This window comes from Bacillus sp. EE-W1 (assembly GCF_009760835.1).
Lineage (GTDB): Bacteria > Bacillota > Bacilli > Bacillales > Bacillaceae_G > Bacillus_A > Bacillus_A wiedmannii.
This window is the reverse complement of the sequence record NZ_WIPE01000060.1, coordinates 36,558-62,017: the sequence shown is the minus strand read 5'-3', so window position 1 is coordinate 62,017 and position 25,460 is coordinate 36,558. Positions and strand designations below refer to the sequence as shown.

20 protein-coding genes and 3 pseudogenes are annotated in these 25,460 nt (G+C 33.3%); 15 read left to right on the top strand and 8 right to left on the bottom strand.

Translation table 11 applies throughout. From position 1 onward, the window contains the following. Nucleotides 1–133 (bottom strand): annotated as a pseudogene (locus GFJ36_RS29545) (LysE family translocator); the annotation flags it as partial. Nucleotides 134–767: 634 nt separating this feature from the next. Between GFJ36_RS29545 and GFJ36_RS11800 the strand changes: the two are divergent. From GFJ36_RS11800 to GFJ36_RS11790, 3 genes are all read left to right on the top strand, one after another. After that, nucleotides 768–1,961, top strand: coding sequence for an alpha/beta hydrolase fold domain-containing protein (locus tag GFJ36_RS11800; RefSeq protein ID WP_157349572.1), 1,194 nt, complete (start codon nt 768–770; stop codon nt 1,959–1,961). A gap of 211 nt (nt 1,962–2,172) precedes the next feature. After that, nucleotides 2,173–2,724, top strand: coding sequence for a GNAT family N-acetyltransferase (locus GFJ36_RS11795; protein ID WP_098230461.1), 552 nt, complete (start codon nt 2,173–2,175; stop codon nt 2,722–2,724). Between the two features lie 148 nt (nt 2,725–2,872). Beyond that, nucleotides 2,873–4,303 carry an IS4 family transposase gene (locus GFJ36_RS11790; RefSeq protein WP_157349571.1) on the top strand — a complete coding sequence of 477 codons (1,431 nt, stop codon included), beginning with the start codon at nt 2,873–2,875 and terminating at the stop codon, nt 4,301–4,303. Between the two features lie 344 nt (nt 4,304–4,647). Here the strand turns inward: GFJ36_RS11790 and GFJ36_RS11785 are convergent, their stop codons facing one another. Together GFJ36_RS11785 and GFJ36_RS11780 are read right to left on the bottom strand one after the other, a co-directional pair. Continuing rightward, nucleotides 4,648–5,640 (bottom strand): DMT family transporter, encoded by a 993-nt coding sequence (locus GFJ36_RS11785; RefSeq protein WP_157349570.1) that lies wholly within the window; start codon nt 5,638–5,640, stop codon nt 4,648–4,650. Then, entirely contained in the window at nt 5,627–6,286 is a 660-nt protein-coding gene (locus tag GFJ36_RS11780) for a GntR family transcriptional regulator (protein WP_098230464.1), read from the bottom strand. Before GFJ36_RS11780 ends, GFJ36_RS11785 begins: the two co-directional genes overlap by 14 nt. A gap of 233 nt (nt 6,287–6,519) precedes the next feature. Between GFJ36_RS11780 and GFJ36_RS11775 the strand changes: the two genes are divergently transcribed. From GFJ36_RS11775 to GFJ36_RS11760, 4 genes are read left to right on the top strand one after another with little or no spacing between them, the layout of a single operon-like run. After that, nucleotides 6,520–6,924 (top strand): GntR family transcriptional regulator, encoded by a 405-nt coding sequence (locus tag GFJ36_RS11775; protein WP_098230465.1) that lies wholly within the window; start codon nt 6,520–6,522, stop codon nt 6,922–6,924. Further along, the gene (locus tag GFJ36_RS11770; protein ID WP_098230466.1) at nt 6,902–7,600 is read left to right on the top strand and encodes an ABC transporter ATP-binding protein; all 699 of its coding nucleotides are present in this window, start codon (nt 6,902–6,904) and stop codon (nt 7,598–7,600) included. Before GFJ36_RS11775 ends, GFJ36_RS11770 begins: the two co-directional genes overlap by 23 nt. Then, a complete protein-coding gene (locus tag GFJ36_RS11765) occupies nt 7,597–8,427 on the top strand; it encodes an ABC transporter permease (RefSeq protein ID WP_098230467.1) in 831 nt (276 codons plus the stop codon). Before GFJ36_RS11770 ends, GFJ36_RS11765 begins: the two co-directional genes overlap by 4 nt. 41 nt (nt 8,428–8,468) lie before the next feature. Next, complete coding sequence (locus GFJ36_RS11760) at nt 8,469–9,203, top strand: Bax inhibitor-1/YccA family protein (protein ID WP_098230468.1); 735 nt, start codon at nt 8,469–8,471, stop codon at nt 9,201–9,203. A 1,708-nt stretch (nt 9,204–10,911) separates the two neighbouring features. Here GFJ36_RS11760 and GFJ36_RS11755 read toward each other — a convergent pair. Beyond that, nucleotides 10,912–12,099, bottom strand: a complete 1,188-nt coding sequence (locus GFJ36_RS11755; RefSeq protein ID WP_098230469.1) for an MFS transporter — start codon at nt 12,097–12,099, stop codon at nt 10,912–10,914. A gap of 91 nt (nt 12,100–12,190) precedes the next feature. Here GFJ36_RS11755 and GFJ36_RS11750 point away from each other — a divergent pair, with 91 nt between their 5' ends. Next, nucleotides 12,191–13,060: a LysR family transcriptional regulator gene (locus tag GFJ36_RS11750; protein ID WP_098230470.1), complete on the top strand. Its 870-nt coding sequence runs from the start codon at nt 12,191–12,193 to the stop codon at nt 13,058–13,060. 563 nt (nt 13,061–13,623) lie between these two features. On the opposite strand, the pseudogene GFJ36_RS11745 reads toward GFJ36_RS11750, so the two are convergent. Then, nucleotides 13,624–14,923: pseudogene (locus tag GFJ36_RS11745) on the bottom strand (IS4 family transposase); the annotation flags it as partial. A gap of 705 nt (nt 14,924–15,628) precedes the next feature. Between GFJ36_RS11745 and GFJ36_RS11740 the strand changes: the two are divergent. The 5 genes from GFJ36_RS11740 to GFJ36_RS11720 all read left to right on the top strand — a co-directional run bounded on the left by GFJ36_RS11740 (nt 15,629) and on the right by GFJ36_RS11720 (nt 21,154). Next, the gene (locus GFJ36_RS11740) at nt 15,629–16,291 is read left to right on the top strand and encodes a response regulator transcription factor (protein WP_097890038.1); all 663 of its coding nucleotides are present in this window, start codon (nt 15,629–15,631) and stop codon (nt 16,289–16,291) included. After that, complete coding sequence (locus tag GFJ36_RS11735; RefSeq protein ID WP_098230472.1) at nt 16,288–17,631, top strand: sensor histidine kinase; 1,344 nt, start codon at nt 16,288–16,290, stop codon at nt 17,629–17,631. Before GFJ36_RS11740 ends, GFJ36_RS11735 begins: the two co-directional genes overlap by 4 nt. Nucleotides 17,632–17,651: 20 nt before the next feature. Beyond that, nucleotides 17,652–18,185, top strand: coding sequence for a VanZ family protein (locus tag GFJ36_RS11730; RefSeq protein ID WP_000834367.1), 534 nt, complete (start codon nt 17,652–17,654; stop codon nt 18,183–18,185). A gap of 734 nt (nt 18,186–18,919) precedes the next feature. Then, on the top strand, nt 18,920–19,909 hold the full coding sequence (locus tag GFJ36_RS11725) for a glycerophosphodiester phosphodiesterase family protein (protein ID WP_157349569.1): 990 nt from the start codon (nt 18,920–18,922) through the stop codon (nt 19,907–19,909). A 486-nt stretch (nt 19,910–20,395) separates the two neighbouring features. Next, on the top strand, nt 20,396–21,154 hold the full coding sequence (locus GFJ36_RS11720) for a DUF975 family protein (protein WP_157349568.1): 759 nt from the start codon (nt 20,396–20,398) through the stop codon (nt 21,152–21,154). Between the two features lie 40 nt (nt 21,155–21,194). On the opposite strand, the pseudogene GFJ36_RS11715 reads toward GFJ36_RS11720, so the two are convergent. Both GFJ36_RS11715 and GFJ36_RS11710 read right to left on the bottom strand, forming a co-directional pair. Further along, a pseudogene (locus tag GFJ36_RS11715) lies at nt 21,195–21,563 on the bottom strand (hypothetical protein); the annotation flags it as partial. Nucleotides 21,564–21,695: 132 nt separating this feature from the next. Continuing rightward, a complete protein-coding gene (locus tag GFJ36_RS11710; RefSeq protein WP_098961717.1) occupies nt 21,696–22,010 on the bottom strand; it encodes a hypothetical protein in 315 nt (104 codons plus the stop codon). Nucleotides 22,011–22,455: 445 nt separating this feature from the next. Here GFJ36_RS11710 and GFJ36_RS11705 point away from each other — a divergent pair, with 445 nt between their 5' ends. Together GFJ36_RS11705 and GFJ36_RS11700 are read left to right on the top strand one after the other, a co-directional pair. Further along, nucleotides 22,456–23,400 (top strand): nucleoside hydrolase, encoded by a 945-nt coding sequence (locus GFJ36_RS11705; protein WP_060488470.1) that lies wholly within the window; start codon nt 22,456–22,458, stop codon nt 23,398–23,400. A gap of 345 nt (nt 23,401–23,745) precedes the next feature. Continuing rightward, a complete protein-coding gene (locus GFJ36_RS11700) occupies nt 23,746–24,192 on the top strand; it encodes a hypothetical protein (RefSeq protein ID WP_180236204.1) in 447 nt (148 codons plus the stop codon). Between the two features lie 180 nt (nt 24,193–24,372). Here GFJ36_RS11700 and GFJ36_RS11695 read toward each other — a convergent pair whose 3' ends face one another. Beyond that, nucleotides 24,373–25,263 (bottom strand): helix-turn-helix domain-containing protein, encoded by an 891-nt coding sequence (locus tag GFJ36_RS11695; RefSeq protein ID WP_157349567.1) that lies wholly within the window; start codon nt 25,261–25,263, stop codon nt 24,373–24,375. Nucleotides 25,264–25,460 lie beyond the last annotated feature (197 nt).

The window sequence follows — 25,460 nt, the reverse complement described above, 5'->3', positions numbered from 1 at the left end:
CCGTTCCTAAGACGGTCTTTATCCCACCATTTCTACCATGAGAGATAGTGTTTTTTGTAACTAAAGCAAAACCGGGACCAGGCATCATTATAATAAGGAGTGCTGTAAGGATAAATAGCAAATAGTTTTCCATGTTCTGGTATTTCCTTTCTGATTTTTAGTTTCGCTTATAGTATAGCTTTTTTTCTTAAAACATTAAATATAAAAAGTGTGATCAGGATAGTATCATAAACTTTCAAGGTGTTGTAATTGAATTATAGAGGGCTTCACTTGAATAATGTTCTTCTGTAAATGAGCGTTTTAATGGAATGCCAATTAAATAAATTAAGAGCGTTCTTTAATTACTTTTTCTCGGAACACTCTTAATTTTCTTTCGTTTATCGAGGGTATTAGTATCAACTTGACCAAATATTATCCAAAAACTACATTGATAAAACACACAGCAAAGCTATGCATACATTTTCTTTAGACAATTAGCTAAATATCATCTAATCTGTGATTTTATGGAAATATAATAGCTGATTTCAAACGTAATTGGAAATAGACGTAAGTCTATGACCTATTTTTACACGTATCTCGGCTATACCCCATATTGATAAAAAGACGTTATCCTTTCCTATGATTTCTCAGAAAGAATAACGCCTTTTTCTTTTTAGGGGGTATTTTCTCTAGTTAGCTTGATAGCGATGCGGCGAGCCCCCTTAAATAGCAAATGAGATGAAAATACTTTATACTTAAAATCTAAATAATATGGAGGTTAAATAAAAATGAAACATACAACATCTTGGATACCTAGAGGCATTATACAGTGGATTTTAACCATCCTAACATTAGTAGTATTCCCTATCATTGGCATAATATCGTACTATATTCTGAATCCAAGTGATATGGATAAATTAATGAGTTCACTCGCTTGGGCTACAGCGTTATTTCCAGTGTCTCTATTAATTGTAACATTGTTCATAATAGTTCTTTTAATACTAGCTTTTTGGAAAAAAGCCAAAATTGCACAGGTGATTTTAGTACCATTGTCACTACTATTAATCTTTCTAACTGTACAGCCAATTACTAGTATGTTGAGCTATGCTAACAGTAAAGACGCTACTGTTTCTCTTAGTTCCCACTTTTTCAACAGACAAACTATATTAACAAAACCCATGGAGAATGTAGTGTATGGAAAAAATACGGATGGTATTGAATTAAAGATGGATGTGTGGCCAGCTAAAGAGACTTCAAAAAACAAATTAAAGCCTGCTGTTGTACTAGTGCATGGAGGAGGATGGGTATCGGGTGATAAAGGGGAAGCTCCACACTGGAAACAATGGCTAAATGACCTAGGATACACCGTTTTTGACGTACAATATCGTATGCCCCCACAAGCAGGATGGAAAGATGAAGTAGCAGATATCAAATCTGCACTAGGATGGGTATTACAGAATGCAAATACCTATCAGATTGATCCGAATAAAATAAATGTAATGGGGGAATCGGCAGGAGGGAATCTCGCTATGTTGGCTGCTTATAGTATGGGGGAAGAACAGTTACCAGCCTCAACTAATGTTCCAGAAGTACATGTTAACTCTGTCATTAACATGTATGGGCCAGCAGATATGACAATGTTTTATAATGATAATCCGAGCACTAATTATGTACACGGTGTTATGGAAGAGTATATTGGAGGCACTGTTTCACAATTTGCCGAACGATATAAATTACTTTCACCGATCAATTATATTCAAGACAACACACCACCGACCATTACATTATTAGGAACAGGTGACCGTATAGTTCCAGTAGAACAAGGTGAAATGTTAGACAAAGAACTGACTGTGAAAAATGTAGCTCATGAATTCTACCTTCTTCCGGACGTTGACCATGGATTCGATATAAACCCAGGTAGTTTGAGTACTCAGTTTGCAAAAGAGAAGGTTACGACATTTCTTCAAAGATATAATAAATAAACATATAAATTATCCATTTAAAAACAATTAGGCAGACTAAAATTTTTAGTCTGCCTAATTGGGGTACTGACGCATCGCTATCAACCTAAAAATCAAAATCCCCCTATAATGAAAATTCTATTCATTGTTGACTACTTATAATGATAGGCTATATAAACTTTACATGAATAAGATATATAATATATAAATAAAGATTAACTGAGGTGAGAGTATGGAAGATACATATAAAATTCCAAAATTAGAAACAAAGCGTCTTTTATTAAAAAAACTAGATTTTCATGATTTAGATGATTTATTTGAAGTCTATTCGGATCCTCAAACAACTACATATGTACCTCGAGAGGTACACAAAAATAAAGATGAAACTCGTATTTTTTTAGAAAATACGATGGACACAGCTAAGAAAGGTAAGTCTTTCATATGGTCTATTATCTTTAAGGGTGATCAGAAAACTATTGGAACCTGTGGCATCTGGAAATTATCACACAGTAGCGCTTCTTTAGGAGCCGTTATTAACCCACTGTATTGGGGAAAAGGAGTTATCGTTGAAGCTTTAGAAGAACTAATAAAGTTTGGCTTTCAAGAATTAGATTTAAATCGTATTGAAGGAAGATGCGACATAAGGAATACAGCGTCTGAACGAGTTATGCAAAAGCTAAAAATGAAATATGAAGGAACAATGAGACAAAGTGTAATGATCAATGGTATGTATTGTGATTCTAAGGTATATTCTCTTTTAAAACATGAATATGGTAGCTTTTGATTAAGAAAATTATGTAAATATGTAATGTTATCAAACGACTAAATGAGGTACCTTCACATTGCCATAAAGCTAAGGTTTCACACTATGTATTAAGCAAAAAAGACGTTATTCTTACTGTAGAATTATAGGAAAGGGTGGCGTTTTTTGTATGTCTAATTCTGTATCTAACGACTTACAATTATTTGCACAGGAGATTCAGAGTCTTTTATCCCCAAATACCTTACAGAATCTAGCTAGAGATGTTGGATTTGTACAGCGAACAAGTAAGTATCAAGCACAAGATTTAGTAGCTTTATGCGTATGGCTAAGCCAAAGTGTAGCAAAAACTTCCTTAACCCAGTTATGTAGTTGTTTAGAAGCATCAACAGCAGTACTTATCAGTCCTGAGGGACTAAATCAAAGGTTTAACGCCGCAGCCGTGCAGTTTCTACAACAAGTATTAGCTAAACTTCTGAACCAGAAATTATCTTCATCTAGTCTGTTTTCTACTTCATATAATTCTATTTTTAAGCGTATTCGTATCTTAGATTCTACTGCATTTCAACTTCCAGATGTATTTTCATCGGCTTATCCTGGTGCAGGTGGTTGTAGCCATAAGGCTGGTGTGAAAATTCAACTTGAATATGATTTGTTAAGTGGACAGTTTCTCCACATTCATACAGGACCAGGTAAACAACATGATCGAACCTACGGTTCTTTGTGCGTTCCGACTGTGAAAGCGAATGATTTGTGTATCCGAGATTTAGGTTATTTTCACCTCAAAGATCTTCAACATATACACGATAAGAAAGCTTACTATATCTCTTGCATTAAATCCAATACACGTATTTATCAGAAAAATCCTAACCCAGATTACTTTCAAGATGGACGAATAAAGAAGAATACGCAATACATTCAGTTAGATATAGAGAATTTGATGAATTCTCTACACTCAGGGCAAACCTATGAAATAGCAGATGCTTATGTAGGGATGAATGACAAAGTACCAACTCGTGTCATCGTCCATCGACTTACCAAAGAACAACAACAAAAACGCCTACGAGATCAAGCTATTCGAGAGAAAAAGAAAGGCATGACATATTCTCCTCGTAGTAAACGGCTCAGTGGTATAAATGTGTATATGACAAACACCCCTATAGATATTGTCCCGATGGGGCACGTACATGATTGGTATTCTTTACGTTGGCAAATCGAGATTTTATTTAAAACGTGGAAATCATTTTTTCAAATTCATCATTGTAAAAAGATAAAACCAGAACGATTGGAATGCCATTTGTATGGGCAACTGATTGCCATTCTAATCTGTTCTTCTATTATGTTTCAAATGCGGCGATTACTTCTTATGAAAAAGAAACGAGAACTGAGTGAATATAAGGCCATATATATGATTAAAAACTATTTTCTTCTTCTATTCCAAACAATACAAAAAGACACCCAAAAGTTATCAAAGATACTACTTCGCCTGTTCAACCTTCTACAGCAAAACGGGCGAAAATCCCATAGGTATGAGAAGAAAACAGTCTTTGATATTTTAGGCGTCGTATACAATTATTCCATGTCTCATAATCATGCAGCTTAATTTAAAAAAACAAAACCCATTAGGATTTATTTCGTATGCAAATCTTTAAATTCCCTACATGTATCCTCTAGAAAAAAAGAAATAACCTCTACTATAAGTGACGTTGTATGAGCTTAGCTTGATAGCGATGGGGTAGCGCCAACAAAACGCAAATTTCGTACGCTAAGTAAAATTTTATAAAGAAAAAGCCGATTTCCCTATATATTAAGGGCATCGGCTTTTGTTCATATTCTTTTACTTAATCAATTTCTGACATGAAACTTATAATAATACATTTTAAAAAAAGTAATAAAATTACCTATACTAACTAGAAAAGGGTTCATACTGTACATTTTAAATATCAATTAAGCACTAATATTTTGGTTATACGCTGTTTCACCTTTATGGGAAACATAACTATGTGCTATCATTCCTAGCATTATTACAAACATGCCACACCAAGATAAAATAGAAGGGAATGAAGAATGTAATAAAATTAGTTCTCCGATAACAGCAAACAGTACCTCCATAGATTGTGTTGCTTCAACAGTAGCAAGTTTCTGCATATCTCCTTTAACCATATCAGTCGCTTTAAAAAATAAGATAGTTGCAAATACACCCGAACAAATAGCAACTAAAATAGATTGCATAGTTTGTTCTTTACTAGGAACTCCTGCTGTAAAAAGACCGTACAAGGATAGTAAAAACCACAATGGTAAGCTAGCTAATGTCATTCCAAGGACACGTTGATAAGCATCTAGACGATCTCCACAAACCTCCATCATCTTACGATTCCCGAGCGGGTAAGCAAAAGAAGCCACAATAACAGGAATAATACCTAATAAAATATCTTTTATAGCAAGTGATTTTGCTTGTTCCATTTGCATAAGGAAAATACCAAGAAGAATAATCAATGACATACCCATACCCTTCATTGGGATTTTACCTCTTTTCTTAAGAATTCCATCTGGGGTTTGAACGGTTTGAATAAAAAGAGGAGCTAGCAAAGATCCTGATATAATAGTAATTTGCCATGTCCCAGCAATTATCCATCCTGGGGCATGTGCAGCGGCAAAGCATAATGGAGCGTAAAATAGACCAAATCCTACAAAGCTCCATAAAAACCATGTTCTTAAATCTTCTCTCATAACTTGTAATAATACTTTTAATTTTTTCCTACTTATAACAAGAAGTAAAAGGAATGGAAGCATGAAAATAAACCTTAGTGAGGCACTCCATATCCAGTTACCACCTGATAATTCCATTGCTCGATTCAGTATAAATGTGAAGGCAAAAAAGAAAGCAGCACATATACCTAAAAAAATAGGGCGCAAATTCCTCACCTCAATCTGTCTCATAAGTCAGTAATTTCTCAAGACTTAACCAGTTTTGTTCTACAAGATGTGCTGTTGTTTCTTTATCTTTATTTCTGCACGCCTCTATAATTTGCTGATGTTGTTCTACTGACTTTAGACCATTTATAGAAGTGAACTGAGAAATCTCGAGACGTTGAATCTTAGATATACTTCGTTCTAACGCACGAATGATTTCAGGATTTCCTGCCACATCTAGAAAAACATTGTGGAATAACTCGTCAGCTTCAATTGCTTTTATAATATCTTTTTTCTCAATAGATAATAGTAAAGCTTTATTACTGAACTCTAATTCTTGAATATCTGATTCTTTTAATAATGGTACTGCTAAACGAGCAGCTAACGAGTGTAAAGCAGCTACCACAGTAAATGCGTGTTTCGCCTCCTCAGGATTTAATGGTGCAACACGAGTAACTGAACCAGGAATAGATTCAACAAGTCCTTCATCCTCAAGACGTTTCAACGCCTCTCTAACTGGAGTACGGCTAATTCCGAATTCTTCTGCTAACTCTTTGTCATTTAAGCGTTGCTCAGGTTGCAGCTCTAATGTAATGATTGCTTTTTTCAAAGTTAGATAAACTTCATCTCTAAATGACATACGTTTAATGGGTTTAATAATATCTTTTTTCATAAAACCAATATATCGGATCGGATATTGGTTTTGTGGTCAACTATAATTTTTCAATAGAATATACTCGATTAAAAAGTTTTAAAAACGGCCGTTTATGGCACTTTGTTGGTTACGCTAATTTACTAGATATATTATCTTTTATTTATTATATATAGTTCGAAAAAATTACCATTTACACACAATCAGTATTAGTGTATTATTCGTCTAGTACACTAATACTGAGGAGGGAAGAAATGAAAATTGAATTTTCTCCTAATATCCCGATTTACATTCAGGTAATGGAATACATAAAAAAGGAAATTATAACAGGTAGTTTAGCACCGGGTGACAAAATCCCAGCTGTACGCGAATTAGCCAGTGAATTACAAGTGAATCCAAATACGATTCAACGCACATTTCAAGAGCTAGAACGAGAAGGTATTGCTGTGACAAGAAGAGGAACAGGGAGATTTGTAACGAGTGAAGAGGAAAAGATTACTGAACTACGCAAAGAAATGGCAACAGAGTTGCTTGATAATTTTATAAATGGAATGGACAATTTAGGATTTACGAAAGAAGAAATTCTTCCAATCCTCCATTCTTCATTAGAAAAGAAAAGAAAAGGAAGGAAAACGAATGACAGAGTTATTAAAAATTGAAAATCTGTGGAAAAGATATAACTTAAAAACAGTGCTTCAAGATCTAAATGCAACAATTTCTGAAGGGAAAATTATTGGTCTTGTTGGTGATAATGGTAGCGGAAAAACGACATTATTAAAAATGATTGCTGGTTTGCGTTATCCTTCTAAAGGAACTATCACAATTGAAGGTCAGAAGGTAGGAAGAGAAACAAAGAAAATGGTTTCATTTATGCCTGATAGTCCTGTTTTTGACGAGTGGATGACGATAAAAGATGCTGTAATTTTCTATCAGGATTTTTATAGTGATTTTGATTTACATCAAGCAATGGACTTAATAGCTGAGTTTAAAATGCCATTAGAAGAGCATATAGTTGCTTTATCAAAAGGTGAAGTGGAAAAATTACAACTTATCTTAACTTTCTCCAGGAAAGCAAAGTTATATATATTAGATGAGCCATTGGGTGGCATTGATCTTGTTTCTAGAAAACATGTACTAGATTTAATTCTTAAATTTTACCGAGAAGATTGTACCATTCTCATTTCAACTCATTTAATAGAAGAGGTCGAAAATATATTTGATGAGGTAATCTTTTTAAAAGACGGAAATATTGTATTACATGAAAACGTAGAAGAAATTCGTTTTCATCAAGGGAAAGCAGTACATGAGTTGTTTAGGGAGGTTTTTGAGAAATGAATCAACTTTTTCTCTATTTATATAAGTGCAATAGAAAAAAAATAGCTGTCTTTTATTCTGGTTTTATTATTATTTCTTTACTTCTTTTGTTTAGTACGATAGGACTCTCAAGGGTACTACCTCCGTTTATAAAGGATTTAATATTACTCATATTCCTGATAATAATTGGTATAGCTGCATTTTTACTTCTTTTCATAGCGCTGCCTTCTTTCAATAAAATATTAAAAAATTCTATGATTCGTTATACAGCGATCTCAACCTCGAAATATATATATACGAATTTATTATTTTTCACATTAATGTTTATTATTTTATTAGGTATAGGCTTAATTTTTTCATATTATTTTTCACAAAGTCTTTATGATGGAAAAGTAATTGGTTATGATCCCAGTTTTTATGGTGGGGAAATAACCGGGGAATTCCGACAAGAATATCACAAGTTATATAGTTATGGAATCTTCCAACACATATTTGCTTTTCTTTTATGGGGAATCGATTTCATGAGTATCCTTATTTCTTGTTATTTTATCATGGCAATTATAAGGCTGTTTCCAGTAAAGTCATGGATGAGTAAAATAATTTTATTCATCATTTTCGTTGCTATTTTTTCAACAATACAAACAATAATAATGAATGTGTTAAGTAAATTAGAGACATATGCAGTTACTATTAAGAGTTCTGGGTTAATGGATAAGAATAATTTTTTTGATACATCATTTTACCCTATTGAAGATTTCACTATTTTTGGTCTATGTTTTACTTGTTTGTTAATAATTGTACTCGTAGCGATTACTGGCCGCATCATCGATAAGAAACTAGAGATATAAAAAATTCACTTTAAACGCAAAACAAATTTTAGGAGGAAATAATGAAAACATCTAATCCAATATTAAAAAAAGACAAATTTCATAAAGAGAAGACAAATGCTTCTACGATGACTATTGGCGGAACGATAGTAAAAACATTCATTTTGCTTATCTTACTTCTTGCAGCGTCTGTCTATTCCTACGTACAGATGACACAAGGGGCAATGAAAATACCCGTGTTAATTGGAATTATAATAGTTACTCTAATTATCGCTTTTGTAGTTATATTCATTCCGCGCATATCCCCAATTTGCGCACCGATTTACGCAGTATTACAAGGGGTTTTATTAGGAAGTATTTCAGCGTATTATACAATGCGCTTTGGTGATTCTATAGCTTTAATTGCCGTATTACTAACAATTTCGATTTTATTTGCCATGTTAGTGTTATATGCAACTCGAATAGTAAAAGTAACGAAAAAATTCCGTTCAGTTGTAACGGTTGCAACACTTGGAATTTTTATTATGTATTTTATCGTTTTCTTACTGGGCATCTTAGGGGTGACTGTTCCATACATCCACCAAGGTGGGACAATTAGTATCATCATAAGTGCAATTGTAATTGTTATTGCTGCATTAGATTTATTACTAGATTTTGATTCAATTGAAAATGGTACTCATAATGGAGCACCAAAGTATATGGAATGGTACAGCGCAGTAGGGCTTATGATGACATTAGTATGGTTATACCTGGAGATCCTTCGTCTGGTTTCTTACATTATGAAAAACAAAGACTAGAAAACATCCTGCATGGTTCAAACATGCAGGATGTTTTTGTATCTCGTAGTATCAATTAAATTACATTAGTCCGTGGAGAATGTATGAAGATGCTTTACAATGATTTCAACTCATACCTATAACCTTTCAGCCACCCTTTTCTATAATCTTCTTTCGGCCACTACAAACAAATTTTTACTATCTCTGAATATGGTATTCCTTCATGGATATAATACGAATAACTTAGCATCCTTCAAATTTAGCTAAAGCAACAACACACACTCGATTAAACATCACTAAAAAAGCATTCCCACATTTGCGGAATGCTTTTTTAGTGTATCAACCGTGTTCCTCATTCTTAAGTATATATTTTATTTTATAAAATAATGATAAAATTACCCTTTTTTGTCATTACAGGTAACATGAATTTCAGAATCAATCACATACTAAGAACGCTTCACGAATTTGTAATTAAATTCCTATCTTTTAAAGAAATCATAGTTAGGAATTTAATTCAAGTTCCTTAATCCTAACCCCAAAAAGTTAATAAAATAAAGAACCGGTACAGGTTCTTTATTTTATTAGTTAATCTTTTATATATATAAATATTCAGTTTAATAACAGGCTTATTTTTCATTAACAACAGCTTTTTTCATAACATAAGCAACCATACAATCAACTAATTAAACAAAAATCCAGAATGTTTTTGATTACTAATATCCTGATAAAAGGGGGGGTTACTATGTATTGTTTTTTTTTTCGTAGGAATAGAAATTGTAAATTTGGATTTTGTAGAGATCCTTGTTTTACATGTATTTAACCTTTTACATAATAATTTTTATAGCATCGAAATAAAAACTCAGAATGTTTCATTTCATTATTAGATATGAGATGAAACAAAAAATTAAAAATACATCAGTGAAAAATAATAATGATATACCGCTACTGAATAATAGGATAAGAAATGATTTTCCCTTAACGTAGGAAAATCGGGTTTTTATCTTCCATTATAATTAACGTTGTATAAGCTTAGCTTGATAGCGATGGGGTACCCTCACATACCCATCAAGCTAACAGAGAATGTTAATAGATAAAAATACTCCTTTCTTCAAAATTAACAAGTGATGGAAAAGTTGGCATGACAAAGAAGCCCTTTAAGAAGCTATTTTTTTGCTAGGCAACTTGTCTACTATCCTTCACCGTCGTTTCATACACAACTCCGAGAATATCAAAGACAGTCATCTTTTTATACCGATGACATTTACGACCGTTCTTTTTTAGCAGCTGATAAAGGCGATGCAGAATTTTCTGTGGCTTTAAAATAGTGTTTGATCAAAATTACCTTTCAAACTCGTATTTTACGTTAAATAAAAGGAATTCGTTTTGAAAAAAGATTGATCAAAACGGATTCTTCTCTTGTGAATTAGTATAGATCTTTTATAAAAAAGTTTGATTATTTTATGCCTGTGATCTTCCACAATCGCGCCCTTTAATGGAATAACTAAAATATTTATCAAATCCTATACTCATTAGTCATACTCTAATGAAAGTTTCCTTGTTCTCTTCTTCAATACAAAAGGCGTTAAATGCACAGCGAACTTGATATTCGGTACGTTCGTTCTAATATACATTTCCTCTCCCTTCACAACTACAAAGGTGGGTGATGATTTCCCCTTTCAAAACCTTCAACAAGTTTTTGAAATGCTGGTATTGGAGAGTATTTTTATCCTTAAAATTGGTGATTCTTCATAAAATTTCTATTTAAATAGAAAGAATATCTGATAAAAATAAGTGCAAGTATACCGAATAATCCTCCAATCCAGCTTAAATTCACTATATTTGTATACTGAATAATGATTCCTCCTAATGCAGAACCTAGCATCATTCCAACATTCATTAAGGCGGTATTAAAACTGAGTACTGTTTCAGAGGATTGTGGTTTTAGTGAAATCAGATAAAACTGCTTTGCTGGTGTCGTTGTCCAAGTTGCTACTCCCCAACAAGCTAGTGTGACAAATACACCGACTGCCCTATACTGTGTAAATGTTAGTACAAATAAAGAGATGATATGAACACATAAACTTAATGAAATCGTTCGATTAGGTCCCCATCTGTCTACCGCATATCCTCCAAAGCGTGAGCCAATAAAAGCAAAAGTGCCTAAAACAAATAAAGCGATACTTGTCATTTCTATAGAAAAACCAGCAGTATGACTTAATAATGGAGCAATGTAGGCGAACACCATAGTATATCCTAAAATCCAAAAGATCGTTGTTATTAAACCAGTAAGGACTCGTTTATCTTTCATAATTTGTAGCTGTTGTGTAAATGGCAGCGGTTGGTTTCCTTTTATTGATGGTAATAATTTGTAAAGTCCTATTATTAAAAAAACTGTGCCAAGCGCAATAATTAAGAAAATATAGTGCCAATCAAAATGTCCAGCTAAAAATGTTCCGATAGGTACTCCAAGTACTAATGAAACAGTGAAACCTGTAATGACTGTTGCCATAGCACTACCTTTTTTTTCTGGAACTGCAATTTGCGCAGCATAATTGGTGGCAACAACAATGTATAACCCTCCACTCATCGCCATAATGACTCTAGATAACATAAGAAAGACAAAATTATAGCTAAAAAATGCAACTAGATTCCCTAGAATAAATATAGAGATAGCATATAAAAGTACTTTTTTACGATCCAATTTAGACGTTAGCATGACCAAGATCAAAGCTCCAATAGCATAAGATAAAGAATAAATCGTAATCAACTGACCACCCATTGAAATTGAAATATCTAATTCAAAAGAAATCAGTTCTAAAATTCCAGAAACAACAAACTCTGCTGTTCCTATTACAAAAGCCCCTAAAGCTAAAAGTATGATGATTAGTTGATTCATATTATTTTTCAATTTGTACATCTCCTTATATTTGAACTACTGTTTTTATTTTATGTTCCATGTTAACATAAGTAAAATTGATGTTTTTAATAAAGGAGATGAGTAATTACTCATGACTATCGTACGCTACGAAATCATTGCAAAAGTGGTTGAGCTAGGAAGCTTTACAGAAACTGCTGAAACATTAAATATGACCCAATCTGCCGTGAGTCATGCAGTTGCGAGTTTAGAATCTGAATGGGGAGTTTCTTTATTAATTCGTGATCGAAAAAAAGGAATAACACTTACAGATATAGGACAAAAAATTCTGCCGCATATTAGAGAAATATTGAAAAGAGTGGAAGTCATTAATCAAGAAATTACGCTTATGACAAGCTTGGAAACAGGTATTATTCGTATCGGCACTTTTGCAAGTGCTTCTTCCTGCTTATTGCCTAAATTACTTGCAAAATTCCGGAAAAAGCATCCTAAAATAGAATTTAAATTTTACGAAGGAACCTATGAAGAGATTACGGAATGGTTAGATTCAGGCATTATTGACATTGGATTTGTAGTAAAAGGAAAATCAAACCCAAATTTCGATTTGGTTCCTTTGATTAAAGACAAGATGGTAGTCGCTTATCACCCTGATCATCAATTTCATTCTAAAGAAATAGTAGAAATGAATGATTTAATGTATGAATCTTTTATTATGCCAACAGGGATGTACCAATCACATGTTGAGGAATTATTTGCAGAAGCGCAAATTAAACCATCTATTCTTTTTGAAGTACACGACTGTACAACCATCGCTAATATGGTACAGGAAGGACTTGGCGTTACGATAGGTCCAGAATTATTTTTAAAGACACAGCAAAACATAAAAATCAGCAAACTAAATATTGAAAACAGCCGTGAAGTAGCACTTGCCTGTCAATCAATTGCAAATGCTTCTCCTGCGGTTAAGGAATTTCTTCATGTGGCAAAAAATAGAAATTATTAATAAAACACTAAACTACTCCCCATAGTAAGCCAATCCTATTCATGGTTTGCGACACTTTGAACGCCCAAACCATGGCAGGACTGGCCCTTTAGTTTAATAAGATATCCTACAATTCTTAAAGAATAGAAAACGAGAATACTGAGTACTAAAAAGATTTGAATGATAATTCCCACCACACTACAAATTAAACCGGAAGTAGCTAATCCACTACCACTTTGGTTTTTTTCTACAATTTCTTTTGTCGCTTTTCTAGCAACTACAACTCCTAAACCACAAAAAAAAACCGATAAATGGTATTAGGATCTAAATAATACCAAGGTTTAAAGAAATTACCGAATTACTGTTTGTTTGAGCATTTTCAACCATTTAGATTTCCCCCTTTACAACCCTTTAGTTTAAGGGAAAATCTTCACAATTTTTTTGCTCCATAATTATTTTCATTAAAGTGTTACTCAAGAAAATGGCCCGTTTGTGGAACAAGAAAAAAACCTGCATATCAACACAGGTTTTTTAATCAAGCTTTATTATAAATTATCGATCTTTATTATAAATAATCAGACTTTTTTCAAAAGTCCTCCTGTACCTTCGGCCATTGCTTGAAACAGTAACGGAAAGTAATCTTTAATCATATAAATCGCTTTGTATTCACTGATCTCCTGCTTTTTCTTTTCAAGTAATAGCTGCCGCATTTGAAACATGGTGGAAGAACAGATGAGAATGCCGATAAGTTGGCCATATAAATGGCATTCAAGGCGTTCTTTTTTGATCGTTTTGCATTCATCGATTTCAAAGAATGATTTCCATGTTTTAAATAAAATCTCAATCTGCCAACGTAGGGAATAGAGGGAATGGACATAATCAGTGGGAACCTCTTCTGGCGATGTATTCGTGATATAGACATTCATCCCCATCAAGTGCTTACTTTTCTCCTTCATGACAATGCCTTTCTTCTTTTCTCGTATGGCTTGGTTTTTAAGGCGTGTTTGGGTTTGATTGTCTTTTAGTCGATGGAAAATCACACGTGCTGGAAGCTTCTGATTTTGGCCAATATATGCCTCGGGATTTCTATCATTTCACCAGGAGTTAGGCCGGACATTATTTGTACCATATCAAGCTTGATATATTCTGTTTGCTTTTTTATCGTGCCATTGTTGAAGAATTCTGGCTCAGGGTTCTTGATATAAATACGTGTATTTAGCTTTAGCCTCGAGATATAGTAAGCCTCTTTATCATGAATGGATTGTAAGTCTCCTAAATCAAAGTAACCAAGATCACGCAAACATAAATCATTTTTCTTTACCGTTTCAAGGCAGGTAGTACCGTATGTTTTATTATTGTTCTTACCTGGTCCTAGCTGTACGTTTAAAAATTGGCCACTTAGTAAATCGTATTCAACTGGATTTTAACCCCCGCAGTATTGCTGCTTCCTCCAGAACCTTGATAATCAGTTGAGAAGGAATTAAGTAGCTGAAATACAGTTGCCTCTAAAATACGAATACTTTTGAAAGTAGAAATCATGTCTGAAGAAATGGATCGATTTAAACAGAGTTTTTGTGTTAGGAGTGAAGTAAAAACTTCTCTGAGGAATGCGACAGCTGCTGTATTAAAGCGTTGATTCAACCCCTCTTGGCTTATAAGTACACCTGTCGAAGCCTCCAAAGGACTATATAGTTGCGTAAGTGATGTACTAGCGACCTCTTGGCTGAACCAAACGCAAAGGGCGATGAGTTCATCTGCTTGATACTTACTAGATTGCTGTACAAAACCAACCTTTTTGGCTATTTCTTTAAGAACGATTGGAGAGAGAAAACGTTTTATTTCTTGTGCAAAAAGTGTCAGTTCACTAGAGATGATAGGATTCATAAAAAAAACATCCTTTCTCGTAAACTTCTTACGATAAGCATAGCGTTTTTTCGTTATTAGAGGTATTGTTTTTACTTAGCTTGATGGGCATGGGGTAGGGCCTAAAATATGGATGGTGACAATGAATTCGTGTTTATAGGCAAAGGTTTTGACCCTTATTGTAATGGTGGGGGTTGTATATTGATAATAAAGTCATTTAAAAACAAAAGTAAATCTCTTATTGTTATTTTGTTAATTTTTACCATATAAAAAATAAAGTTAAAAGTGATGTAAAATGAATTCGTAGATTTGAATAAATAGGAGGAAAGTTCTAATAAACAAAAAAGAAATTGAAGAATTATTTGAAGGCGTACCACCAACATTTCGGAAATTTTGTACGGTAAGCAGTCAAAACTATAAAATTTGATTGTAATATGTTCGCTTAAGCCATTACCAAAAAGATATTAACCACTAATCATCGGCACTTTGTTTTTGGTAATGAGTTTTGGTGACAGCGAAAGAAGCCAGTGAGAAATGGGGCATTTCAGATCGTCGGATACAGCTTTTATGTAAGCAGGGCAGGATTTTAGGTGCATATCGGCTCGGCTGGACATGGGCTATTCCAGTGGATACCGTAAAACCTGTTGATGGATGAATGAAATAAATCTTAAAACTACAGGGAAAATACAGATTGCTGTGTTATCCTTTTTTCGGAGGTATATATTTATGGATATACGAATACTGCTTGTCGAGGACGATGAGCATATTTGCAATGCAGTAAAAGTCTTTTTATCTGGAGCGGGATATAAGGTGGATGCCTGTTTTAACGGGGATGAAGCGCATACCAAGTTTTATGATAACACCTATCAGCTTGTCATTCTTGATATCTTGCTGCCGGGAATGAACGGTCATGAGCTTTTAAGGGAGTTCCGTAAGCTGAATAATACGCCGGTTCTGATGATGACTGCTCTTTCCGATGATGAGAATCAAATCAGGGCGTTTGATGCGGAAGCGGACGATTATGTGACTAAGCCGTTCAAGATTCAGCTATTGCTGAAACGTGTGGAGGCGCTGCTCCGTCGCAGCGGTGCGGTGGCAAAGGAACTTCACTATGGCAAGCTGACTCTTTTGCCGGAAGATTTCAAGGTTTTTTATGACGACGAAGAATTACTTTTGACCCTTAAAGAGTTTGAAATCTTAATGCTACTGGTGCAAAAAAACGGAAAAACACTATCTCATGAAGTTATTTTGTCCCGCGTGTGGGGCTACGATTTTGACGGTGATGGCAGCACCGTGCATACTCACATTAAAAACCTACGGGCGAAGCTACCGGATAATATCATCAAAACAGTACGCGGAGTGGGCTACCGATTGGAGGAAACTTCATGAAAAAGAATGGGATATTTGTTAAGACTTTTGTCTATACGATAGTTGCTATGCTGTTGATTGTTTTCGTAACTGCCGCATTGTTTTCAAGTCAATTCTTAACACTGTACAGAGCAGTTGAAAGGGAACAAATAGTAGTGTCCTATCAGCCTTTGGTCAATAGAGTAAAAAATAGTGATTATAACGATATTCCCGCAGCAGCGCAAAGGTTTCGTGACAACAACCAATCATTTGAGTTTTGCATTATAGATGATAATCGCGGCGTGATTTACGCTACGCCGGGTGCTGATACCACGGATAATTTCAATGGTGACTTTTACTATGTGGTGCATAATGATAAAGCCCACGGTTATTCTGTCGTCGCCCAGACCAGACCGGGATTAACTGCCTTTTACAATGAAATAATTGTGCAGGCATTGGTCGCGTTTACCATTATACTCGCCCTCTGCCTTGTGTGCGCGTATGTTTTTGCACGGCAGATAACCAACCCAATCAAGCGACTGGCGGATGACGCCGGGAAAATGACAAGGCTTGAAGATGTACCGCAAAGCCTGCCTATACGCCGGGATGAATTAGGCGATTTGTCGCGTGACATTCACTCTATGTACGATAAGTTGAAAGATACCATTTCCCGGTTAGAAAATGAAATCCTGCGGGTAAGGGAAATGGAGGAAGCACAGCGATATTTCTTTTCGGCGGCTTCACATGAGCTAAAAACGCCTATCGCGGCAACAAGTATCTTGCTGGAGGGTATGCTCGAAAATGTAGGTGATTACAAAGATCATCCCAAATACCTGCGCGAATGCGTGAAGATGATGGAGGCGCAGGACGATGTGATTTCCGAGATACTGGAGATTGTCAACCTGAGCGATGGGAAAATCTCTCAAGATCCTGAAAAACTGAAAGTTAGGCAATTAGTGGCTGACATACTGCCTGACTTTCAGATATTAGCTGAAGCAAACGGTCAGTGCATGGTTATGGACATTCCTGACGGACAAAACTGCCTTGTCGATTCTAAAATGCTTCAAAAAGCACTTTCCAATATCATTTTGAACGCAGTACAGAATACGCCTATAGGCGGTGAAATTAGGATATGGAGCGAGCCTGCGGCTAAACAATATCGCCTTTGTATACTAAACACAGATGCAAGGATAGACGCTACAGTTCTACCTAAGTTATTTGACCCATTCTACCGTATGGATAAAGTGCGGGGGCGGAAAAGTGGGCGCAACGGTTTAGGCTTGACCATCGTGCGGAAAACGTTGGAAGTAATGAACATTGAATATGCTTTGGAAAACGTTCCGGATGGCGTTCTATTTTGGATGGATTTGCCAAAGGCATAAATAACACAAGGAGAAAAATAATGAAATCAGAAAACCGAAATAAACTTACAATTGCATTGTTTGTAATATATATGCTGCTGTTGACAGGCGTCATTCTCTTCAAATTACCGTTTTTTTCTTCTGAAATATCAGACGGGATACGAGTAATCAATCTGATTCCATTTCAGGGGTCTTTCGATGACAGCGGAACTATTGATTTTAGAGAAATAAGAGGTAATATACTTATTTTTATCCCTTTAGGTATATATATTTGTATACTAAAAAGCAAATGGCCTTTTATGAAGAAAGTTCTTCCAATTGTTGCTTTGACATTGGCGTTTGAAGCTATACAATTCATTTTCGCAATAGGAAGAAGCGATATTACTGATGTACTTGACAATACGCTTGGAGGGGTAATCGGCATTGGTATTTATGCTTTATTGTTCAAGATTTTCAAAAATAGGACTGTTAAGGTTGTAAATATACTTGCCTTGGTAGTAACTGTATTCGTAGTATTATATTTCGCCTATCTGTTTTATCTCAGCCATTTTGTTATGAGGCGTCTGCACCCCTGATGTTAGCAACCAAGCTTTATCACTTTGATCGACAGGGTTATTCCTGCCGGTCTTTTTTGATTTTCTCCGCTACAGAAAAACTACAGGTTGACTACAGGGAAAATACAAATTGCTTTGCCATAATAGGAGCATGACAAACGTAAATGTCTATTTTACGCCATACATAGAATGACTACCGCAATGAAAATGAAAAAACTAATCCCACTCGCTTTAGCACTTTTTCTCGTACTATTATTTCAACCAACCTGCTGGTTGATTGAAATAGGGATATTTGATTAACTTTATTGTCATTGGATCCTGCCATATTCCAACCACCTATACTCCAAAAAATGAAAATCCGAGCTGTATTCCGCAAATAAGTCTTTAAAATTATCATTTTGGGGTATTTATTTTTCTTAGCTTGATGGGTATGTGGCGAGCCCCCTGTTAGAGCAAATAAAAAAACGTTTTTTAAATAGTTTCATTTAAAATCAATTGAATTTCATTAATTGAAAGAGAGGAAAACACTACGATTTTTTTCAAATCAATGCATAAGACATAGAATTACCTAATAGAAAAAGCGTAGCAACATATTTATATTAATTTTCAATTTCTCCCGCTTTATATCAAAGTACGAATCTTTAATTTCCAATGATATCCATTGCATTGTAATAAGATAGGTTGTAACATTTACCGGTATTTAAATGACAAACGTTGTTTAAATCATTTCAACAAATAGTTAAGAGGAGAATACAATGATTAAAATAAAAAGGTTACTGAAACGTAAAACGATTTGGATAATTCTTATCCTATTTGTATTTGTTTATGTAAATAACAGTTCTTTTTTTGCTAAAAGGGACGAGGGGGCTCCTATTCTTCTTGCTCACCGAGGACTTTCACAAACATTCAGCATGGATGGGATTGAGGGTGATACATGTACAGCAGAACGTATAAATAAACCTGAACACTCTTATTTAGAAAATACAATTCCATCTATGGAAGCTGCATTTAAAGCTGGAGCTGATCTAGTAGAGTTTGATGTTCAACCAACTAAAGATAATAATTTTGTTATTTTTCATGACTGGACGCTTGATTGCCGTACTAATGGTAAAGGCGTTACAAGAGATTTTACAACAAAAGAATTACAAGCACTTGATATTGGATACGGTTATACAGCTGATGGGGGGAAAACATTCCCGTTCCGTGGTAAAGGGATTAATCTTATGCCAACACTCGATGAAGTACTTAACCATTTTCCAGATCGTTCTTTTCTTATTCATATCAAAAGTGATGATGAAAATGAAGGAATCCAATTGGCTGATTATCTCAAGAAACTACCAGCAAAACGCCTTGAGCAACTAACTGTATATGGTGGTGATAAACCAATTGCTGCGATTGAGGAGCGTATCCCTAGTTTACGAACAATGTCAAAAGCAACTATGAAAAAGGATCTTCTTACTTATATTGCGTTAGGGTGGACTGGTTACATGCCTTCAAGTCTAAAGCATGGAGAGTTGCATATTCCAGACAAAGTAGCTCCTTGGCTTTGGGGATGGCCGAACCGTTTTCTTAATAGAATGGATAAAGCAGATACTCGCGTTATCATTGTAGGTGGAAATGGATTTGGATTTTCAAGTGGATTTGACTCATCCGAAGATATAAAACGTATTCCTGAAGATTATACAGGTGGAATTTGGACAAATCGGATTGATAAAATAGCACCTTTATTTAAGAATAAGTTATGATATAATACTCGAAGTGTTCATATGCTGAAAGAATTACTTTATGCTCCTAGAATTGTTTTGTAGAATTAAGTCTTTAACAAATAAGATGAATTTGTGATGTGTTTTTAAAGTAGTGCACAAGTGCAAAATTACAAAAAAGATCACCTATGAAATTGTGTAGGTGGTCTTTTCATGTTCATAAAAAAACTTTTGTTCCAATTAGTCCAAATGTTTTTTTACTTATTTTCAGTAGATAAAACTACATGGGAAAAAGTAAAAAAGTGGAGAAATATTTATCTGAATATATATAATTTTTAACAAAAATTCATAATTATGTTATATAATGATGATAACAAACCATATTTTAGGCATTACCCCCGATTGTGTAGAATAAATGATTTTTTACTGAGTTAAAGTGTTTGGCTAAAAGAACTTGTAGCGGGGCCTGCTACAAGTTCTTTTGTTTTTTCAGTAAAGGAAAATAAGAAAAAAGAAGGGGACACAAGTATGATTGGAAAATTAAAGAAAGCAGCACTGAATTCGTTAGATGGGAAATGGGGGGTAGGTATAGGAGTATCAGCTTTATTCTATTTTGTACCAACCTTAAGTGCATCAGCAATTGCCTTTTTTATGTATTTAATATTTGTACTGTTTATCGGGATAATTGGCCCTGATGCATTATTTATTTATTCAATAGGTGGGCAACCACAAGTAGATCCAGTAGCACTTGCTGTACTTATTTTAAGTTATATTTGTTTAGGTGGGGTTTGTTTCCTAATTTACAGTGTTATACAAGGTATCTTTAATTATGGATATTCTGTTTTTACTTTACACTTAGGGAAACAAGAAGAAGTTAAGGTAGACGATGTATTTTCAGGATTTAAAAAGAAGAATTTGTTTAAATCAATAAAATTAGGTTTGATACAAGCTATTTTTCTTTTTTTATGGAGCCTATTATTAATTGTTCCAGGTATTATTAAATATTTTTCTTATTCCATGTCGTATTACATATTAGTAGAGAATCCTGATTATACAGCAAGTGAAGCGTTGAGAGAAAGTAAAAGGATAATGAAAGGACAAAAGTTAAAGTTATTTGTTCTTTGGCTATCATTTATTGGTTGGTTTTTATTAGCTGCATTTATAGGAATGTTTACGTTTAATCTATCATTTATTTTCATTTCTCCTTATTACAATACAACTGTCTCACATTTTTACTTAGATTTAATTAAAAAACAGGATATTGGAGAAGCGAAGGTAAGTATATAAGTAGGAAGAAAGTATGTGCAAGGAAAGTGTATACTATCTTGATAGTGGATAGATAGTAGTTCTTCATTTCTTGATTAGGGAAGAATTTTTGTAAATATTTTAATGCACAACTTATATGTAGAGGGAGTTCATCGAATATTTTTTCTGCCATTTCGATAATCTGAACATTTGGATTTTCATTATTTCCTTCAATAATAATATCTACATCTTCCCATTCTCCGATATTAATACTATAAAACCACCGTTCTTGAATGAGATACTTCTCATTTTCGTATACAGTAGGATTAACTAAGTTTAATTTTTTTATCTCATCTTTAGTTAGCGGTTTATCAAGAATAAGCTTTTTATGCAAAATATCTTTGATATTAGAGACAATATATTTAGATTTGTTTAATTCTAAAGAGTCCATTTTCCACCTCATAAATTATAATATAAAGTAAACTGCCCTTAATTATATCATCATCCCTATTAAACTATCTTGCACAGTTAGTTTAAAAAGAATTAAACAATAACTTTATTATCTCTTTATATAAGAAAACAATTATTTACGACGCCTTCTCTTTGCTTTTTTTCGCTGATTTGTTTGACTATATTTTTTTATATGAGTGCTTTTGCTCCTATTATAATTAGGTAACTTTAATATAAAAACAGAAATCGCAGAAAAAATGCAAAATATAAATATTGCAATCATCCAAAGGTTAATGTCATAGTCATATAGCTTACTAATATACTTTTTGTCATGAGTAATATAGCTTACATTACTGTCAATGGTTTCTAGGGTGTAGGGAATAACCCATAAGAAACCAATTAACATAACAAATGTTCCGAGTATGAAACTGAGTATATGTTTTATCATGTTCTGTTCTCCTTAAAGTATGTTTAATGTATACGTGTATATAGTATATATGGTTTTGCTGCAAGGATTATATTTATTTGAAGGAGTAATATAAATTTCTGTTGGAATCTATTTTTATTAATAGGTTATCACGGCATCACAGTCAAACCATTAAAGGCAAATGTTTCTAAATGAAGCGTTTGCTTTTTTAGTTCGGAATATACAATTATATTTTTTAGGGGCCACTTAATGAGCATGGGATATCAGAAAAAATACGTTAAGATTAGTAACTATAAACTATTTCATTTTATAGAAAAGGAATGTATTCATTATTAACGAAATTATATGTTAAATAGATAAATTATCGCATAAACAATACTACAAAATGACTTGGGAATAACCTTATACTACGATCCCATAATTATAATCTGTTGAAAAAACCATTAAAAATAAGGAGTCACATTGTATGGGAAAAAAAGTATTGTTTTTTGGAGATTTTGGAATTGACGATACAATAGCTATCATATATGCGCACTTAACAGATAAAATTGACGTTATAGGAATTGTTGCAGACTATGGAAACGTACCTCAAGCTGAGGTTGTTAGAAATGTTCGTTTTTTACTTAAAAGTGTAGGAAAAGAATATATAAAAGTTTTTGGTGGGGCGGAGCATTCTATGTCTTCAGAAACTGAAACTTTTTATCCGGAAGTTCACGGTAAATTTGGGATGGGGCCCATCCAAACAGGACTAGAGCTTCAAACATTTGAGAACTTTTTTGAAGTTCTTACACTTATAAAACAGTATAAAAATGAACTTATTATCGTGAATACCGGCAGGCTAACTTCACTTGCAACTTTATTTCTCCTTTATGGAGATATGATGGAATATGTACATTCTTATTATATTATGGGCGGATCTTTTCTATATCCAGGAAATGTTACTCCTATTGCTGAAGCTAACTTTTATGGCGATCCTGGAGCTGTCAACATTGTAATGAGATACGCAAAAAATCTATCAATTTATCCTTTGAATGTTACACAATCCGCTATTGTAACACCAGAAATGGTCAATTATATTCACTCTAAAGGAAAAACTAAGTTTTTAAAGCCTCTTTTAGACTATTACTATTATCAATTTTATAAAAAAAAAGTTCCTGGAATACAGGGTAGCCCGGTTCACGATGCACTTACTTTGATTGCGATTAATCGTGATGATATTTTTACGTACCATCAATCAGCAGTTACGGTTAATGTACTTGATACTGTACGAGGACAAAGTATAGGAGATTTCAGGTCTACCTTTGAACCAGAAACATTCGGTAATCGTCCAAAACATAGGATTGCAATGCAAATGAATTATGAACAGTTTTTTAAAGAGTTTATGAGTGTAATGACTGGCGACCTATTTTAGGAATAACCTTATATATCTAATCACTACATGGTCATCAAGTTTAGCTTTTTAAGCATCCTCTAAATGTTCGTTTTTTATTTTTATAGAACTGGAATTTTTTTTTATAATTTTGGAAGAAGTTTATATTATAGTTTCTTAATTAAAAACCAGGGCATAATTGTTGTAAAATAATTTAAAGAGCCTTAGGTAAACATAAAAACCGTGAAAATATTTAATTTCTACGGTTTTTATTGTATCAATTAGATTTTATTTCATAGTGGCCCCTCATACCCAGAATCGTTTCCGTACCCCTTATTAGTAAGGGGTTATGATTGTGATGCTAAATTAAAGGTTATTTTGGGATGTTTGAATCGTGAATTTGATAAAGGGATTATAAGAACGAGTTCTATGTCTGATATATCATTTCAGATTAATAGTTCTTTTAAGAAGGATCTTTTGCCTTATACAGTTAAATCAACAACAAATTATGAAATAGGTAGAATGCTTGTTAATATAAACAGTTATGTAACTCATACAAAGTCTAATCCTAGAGGCAATGGAAATACATTCACTTTGTTTTATCCTGTTCAAACAGTTTTAGATAATGAAAAAAGATATAAAAAATTTCTTGATGAACTGAAGAGTACAAATTCGAAAAAAGTTATACTTATTACAACGAATGAATGGAGTATAAAAGAATGGGATATTGAAAATTACATGGATGAAGTATATTTTTATAGTGTAGAAAATGACAATCCGGAAATTATGAGGAATTTAAGGAATAATGGCTTTATTGTAGTCTTATTTGAATGAAGCGAAAATTAAAGATTTTAGTGAGAATACCTGCATATTGTGTGGGTATATTTTTAATAAAGAAAAGACACCCTAAGGTGCCTTTCTCCGACTTGAACCACTTTAATTTTAATAATATAGTTCTAATTTAAAAAACTATAGGGATTTTTCCTGTGGGCTTTGTAAGTAGTTTTTACGAAATTATGAGTGGTTATATTTTTTTTCGAAATATTCTTTTTTAATTATTTTTAATTTATTTTCGTTTTTTGTTAATTCAAATATAAATAACGCTGTTTTCATGTTATTAGCAACATTTTCGTCATTAGATTGTTTAAGCTTTAATAAGTTTGAACCTTTTCCATAGTATAGTTCACCCAATAAGTATAAAGTATTTAGATTAATAGCTAATTGGATGCCCTTATCAATGTATTTTAGTGCCTCTTCGTATTGACATGTGTAACTTAAACATTTTGATAAATTATAAATGATTTTTAATTTAATTTCTTTATCTCTAGGAAAATCTAACTTGTTAAAATTAGTTAAACATCTTCTTAATATATTAATACTTTTTTTGTATTCTTTATTTTCTGCATGAAATATAGCCATTGTTTGCATAATATCTATTTCTCTCTCAGATAAAAAATCAATATTTGTTAAAGTTAGTTTTAATGCATTATTTAAAAGAGTTAAAGCCGATTTTATTGAGTTATTCACAAGATATATAGCAATTGCTTCATGCCATAGTAGAAATTGTTTATCTTCTTTTGTTTGAAAATTATTTAAGTTTTTTTCTTTTGTTACTATTTCATAAAGCTCTGTATATTGATGTTGTCTTATGCAATCCTTTATTACATATTTTACATTTTCTATATATTTTAATTTTTTATTTTGAGTTAGTGCAAATATATTATTTGGATCAACACCAAGTCTTTCAGATAATTGATATAACAATATGCTAGATGGATAAATCACACCTTTTTCGATTTTGCTAATTTGGCTTTGTGAACATATTCCATGACATAATTCGGATTGAGATATATTTTTTTTAATTCGAAGTTCTTTAATGGTATTACCCAAATCGTTAAATTCCATTTTCTCCACCTACTATTTAGCGCTTTATTAATATAGTATTCTCTAATCTTAATGTAATGTAAAATTAATTTAGTTGCAATTATTATTTGTTGTAAAGGCCTTATCCTTTCTATAGGAAGGATAAGGCTTTTTATGCATAAAAAAGACACCCAAAGGTGCCTTTCTCTGACTTGAACCACTTTAATTTTAATAATATG

Excerpts from the sequence above, each read along its gene's own strand:
- GFJ36_RS11740 (WP_097890038.1), top strand. The coding sequence starts at position 15,629 with ATGGATATACGAATACTGCTTGTCGAGGACGATGAGCATATTTGCAAT.
- GFJ36_RS11790 (WP_157349571.1), top strand. The coding sequence starts at position 2,873 with ATGTCTAATTCTGTATCTAACGACTTACAATTATTTGCACAGGAGATT.
- GFJ36_RS11765 (WP_098230467.1), top strand. The coding sequence starts at position 7,597 with ATGAATCAACTTTTTCTCTATTTATATAAGTGCAATAGAAAAAAAATA.
- GFJ36_RS11720 (WP_157349568.1), top strand. The coding sequence starts at position 20,396 with ATGATTGGAAAATTAAAGAAAGCAGCACTGAATTCGTTAGATGGGAAA.
- GFJ36_RS11725 (WP_157349569.1), top strand. The coding sequence starts at position 18,920 with ATGATTAAAATAAAAAGGTTACTGAAACGTAAAACGATTTGGATAATT.
- GFJ36_RS11760 (WP_098230468.1), top strand. The coding sequence starts at position 8,469 with ATGAAAACATCTAATCCAATATTAAAAAAAGACAAATTTCATAAAGAG.
- GFJ36_RS11800 (WP_157349572.1), top strand. The coding sequence starts at position 768 with ATGAAACATACAACATCTTGGATACCTAGAGGCATTATACAGTGGATT.
- GFJ36_RS11795 (WP_098230461.1), top strand. The coding sequence starts at position 2,173 with ATGGAAGATACATATAAAATTCCAAAATTAGAAACAAAGCGTCTTTTA.
- GFJ36_RS11755 (WP_098230469.1), bottom strand. The coding sequence starts at position 12,099 with ATGTACAAATTGAAAAATAATATGAATCAACTAATCATCATACTTTTA.
- GFJ36_RS11785 (WP_157349570.1), bottom strand. The coding sequence starts at position 5,640 with ATGAGACAGATTGAGGTGAGGAATTTGCGCCCTATTTTTTTAGGTATA.
- GFJ36_RS11780 (WP_098230464.1), bottom strand. The coding sequence starts at position 6,286 with ATGAAAAAAGATATTATTAAACCCATTAAACGTATGTCATTTAGAGAT.
- GFJ36_RS11730 (WP_000834367.1), top strand. The coding sequence starts at position 17,652 with ATGAAATCAGAAAACCGAAATAAACTTACAATTGCATTGTTTGTAATA.
- GFJ36_RS11770 (WP_098230466.1), top strand. The coding sequence starts at position 6,902 with ATGACAGAGTTATTAAAAATTGAAAATCTGTGGAAAAGATATAACTTA.
- GFJ36_RS11735 (WP_098230472.1), top strand. The coding sequence starts at position 16,288 with ATGAAAAAGAATGGGATATTTGTTAAGACTTTTGTCTATACGATAGTT.
- GFJ36_RS11705 (WP_060488470.1), top strand. The coding sequence starts at position 22,456 with ATGGGAAAAAAAGTATTGTTTTTTGGAGATTTTGGAATTGACGATACA.
- GFJ36_RS11710 (WP_098961717.1), bottom strand. The coding sequence starts at position 22,010 with ATGATAAAACATATACTCAGTTTCATACTCGGAACATTTGTTATGTTA.
- GFJ36_RS11775 (WP_098230465.1), top strand. The coding sequence starts at position 6,520 with ATGAAAATTGAATTTTCTCCTAATATCCCGATTTACATTCAGGTAATG.
- GFJ36_RS11750 (WP_098230470.1), top strand. The coding sequence starts at position 12,191 with ATGACTATCGTACGCTACGAAATCATTGCAAAAGTGGTTGAGCTAGGA.
- GFJ36_RS11695 (WP_157349567.1), bottom strand. The coding sequence starts at position 25,263 with ATGGAATTTAACGATTTGGGTAATACCATTAAAGAACTTCGAATTAAA.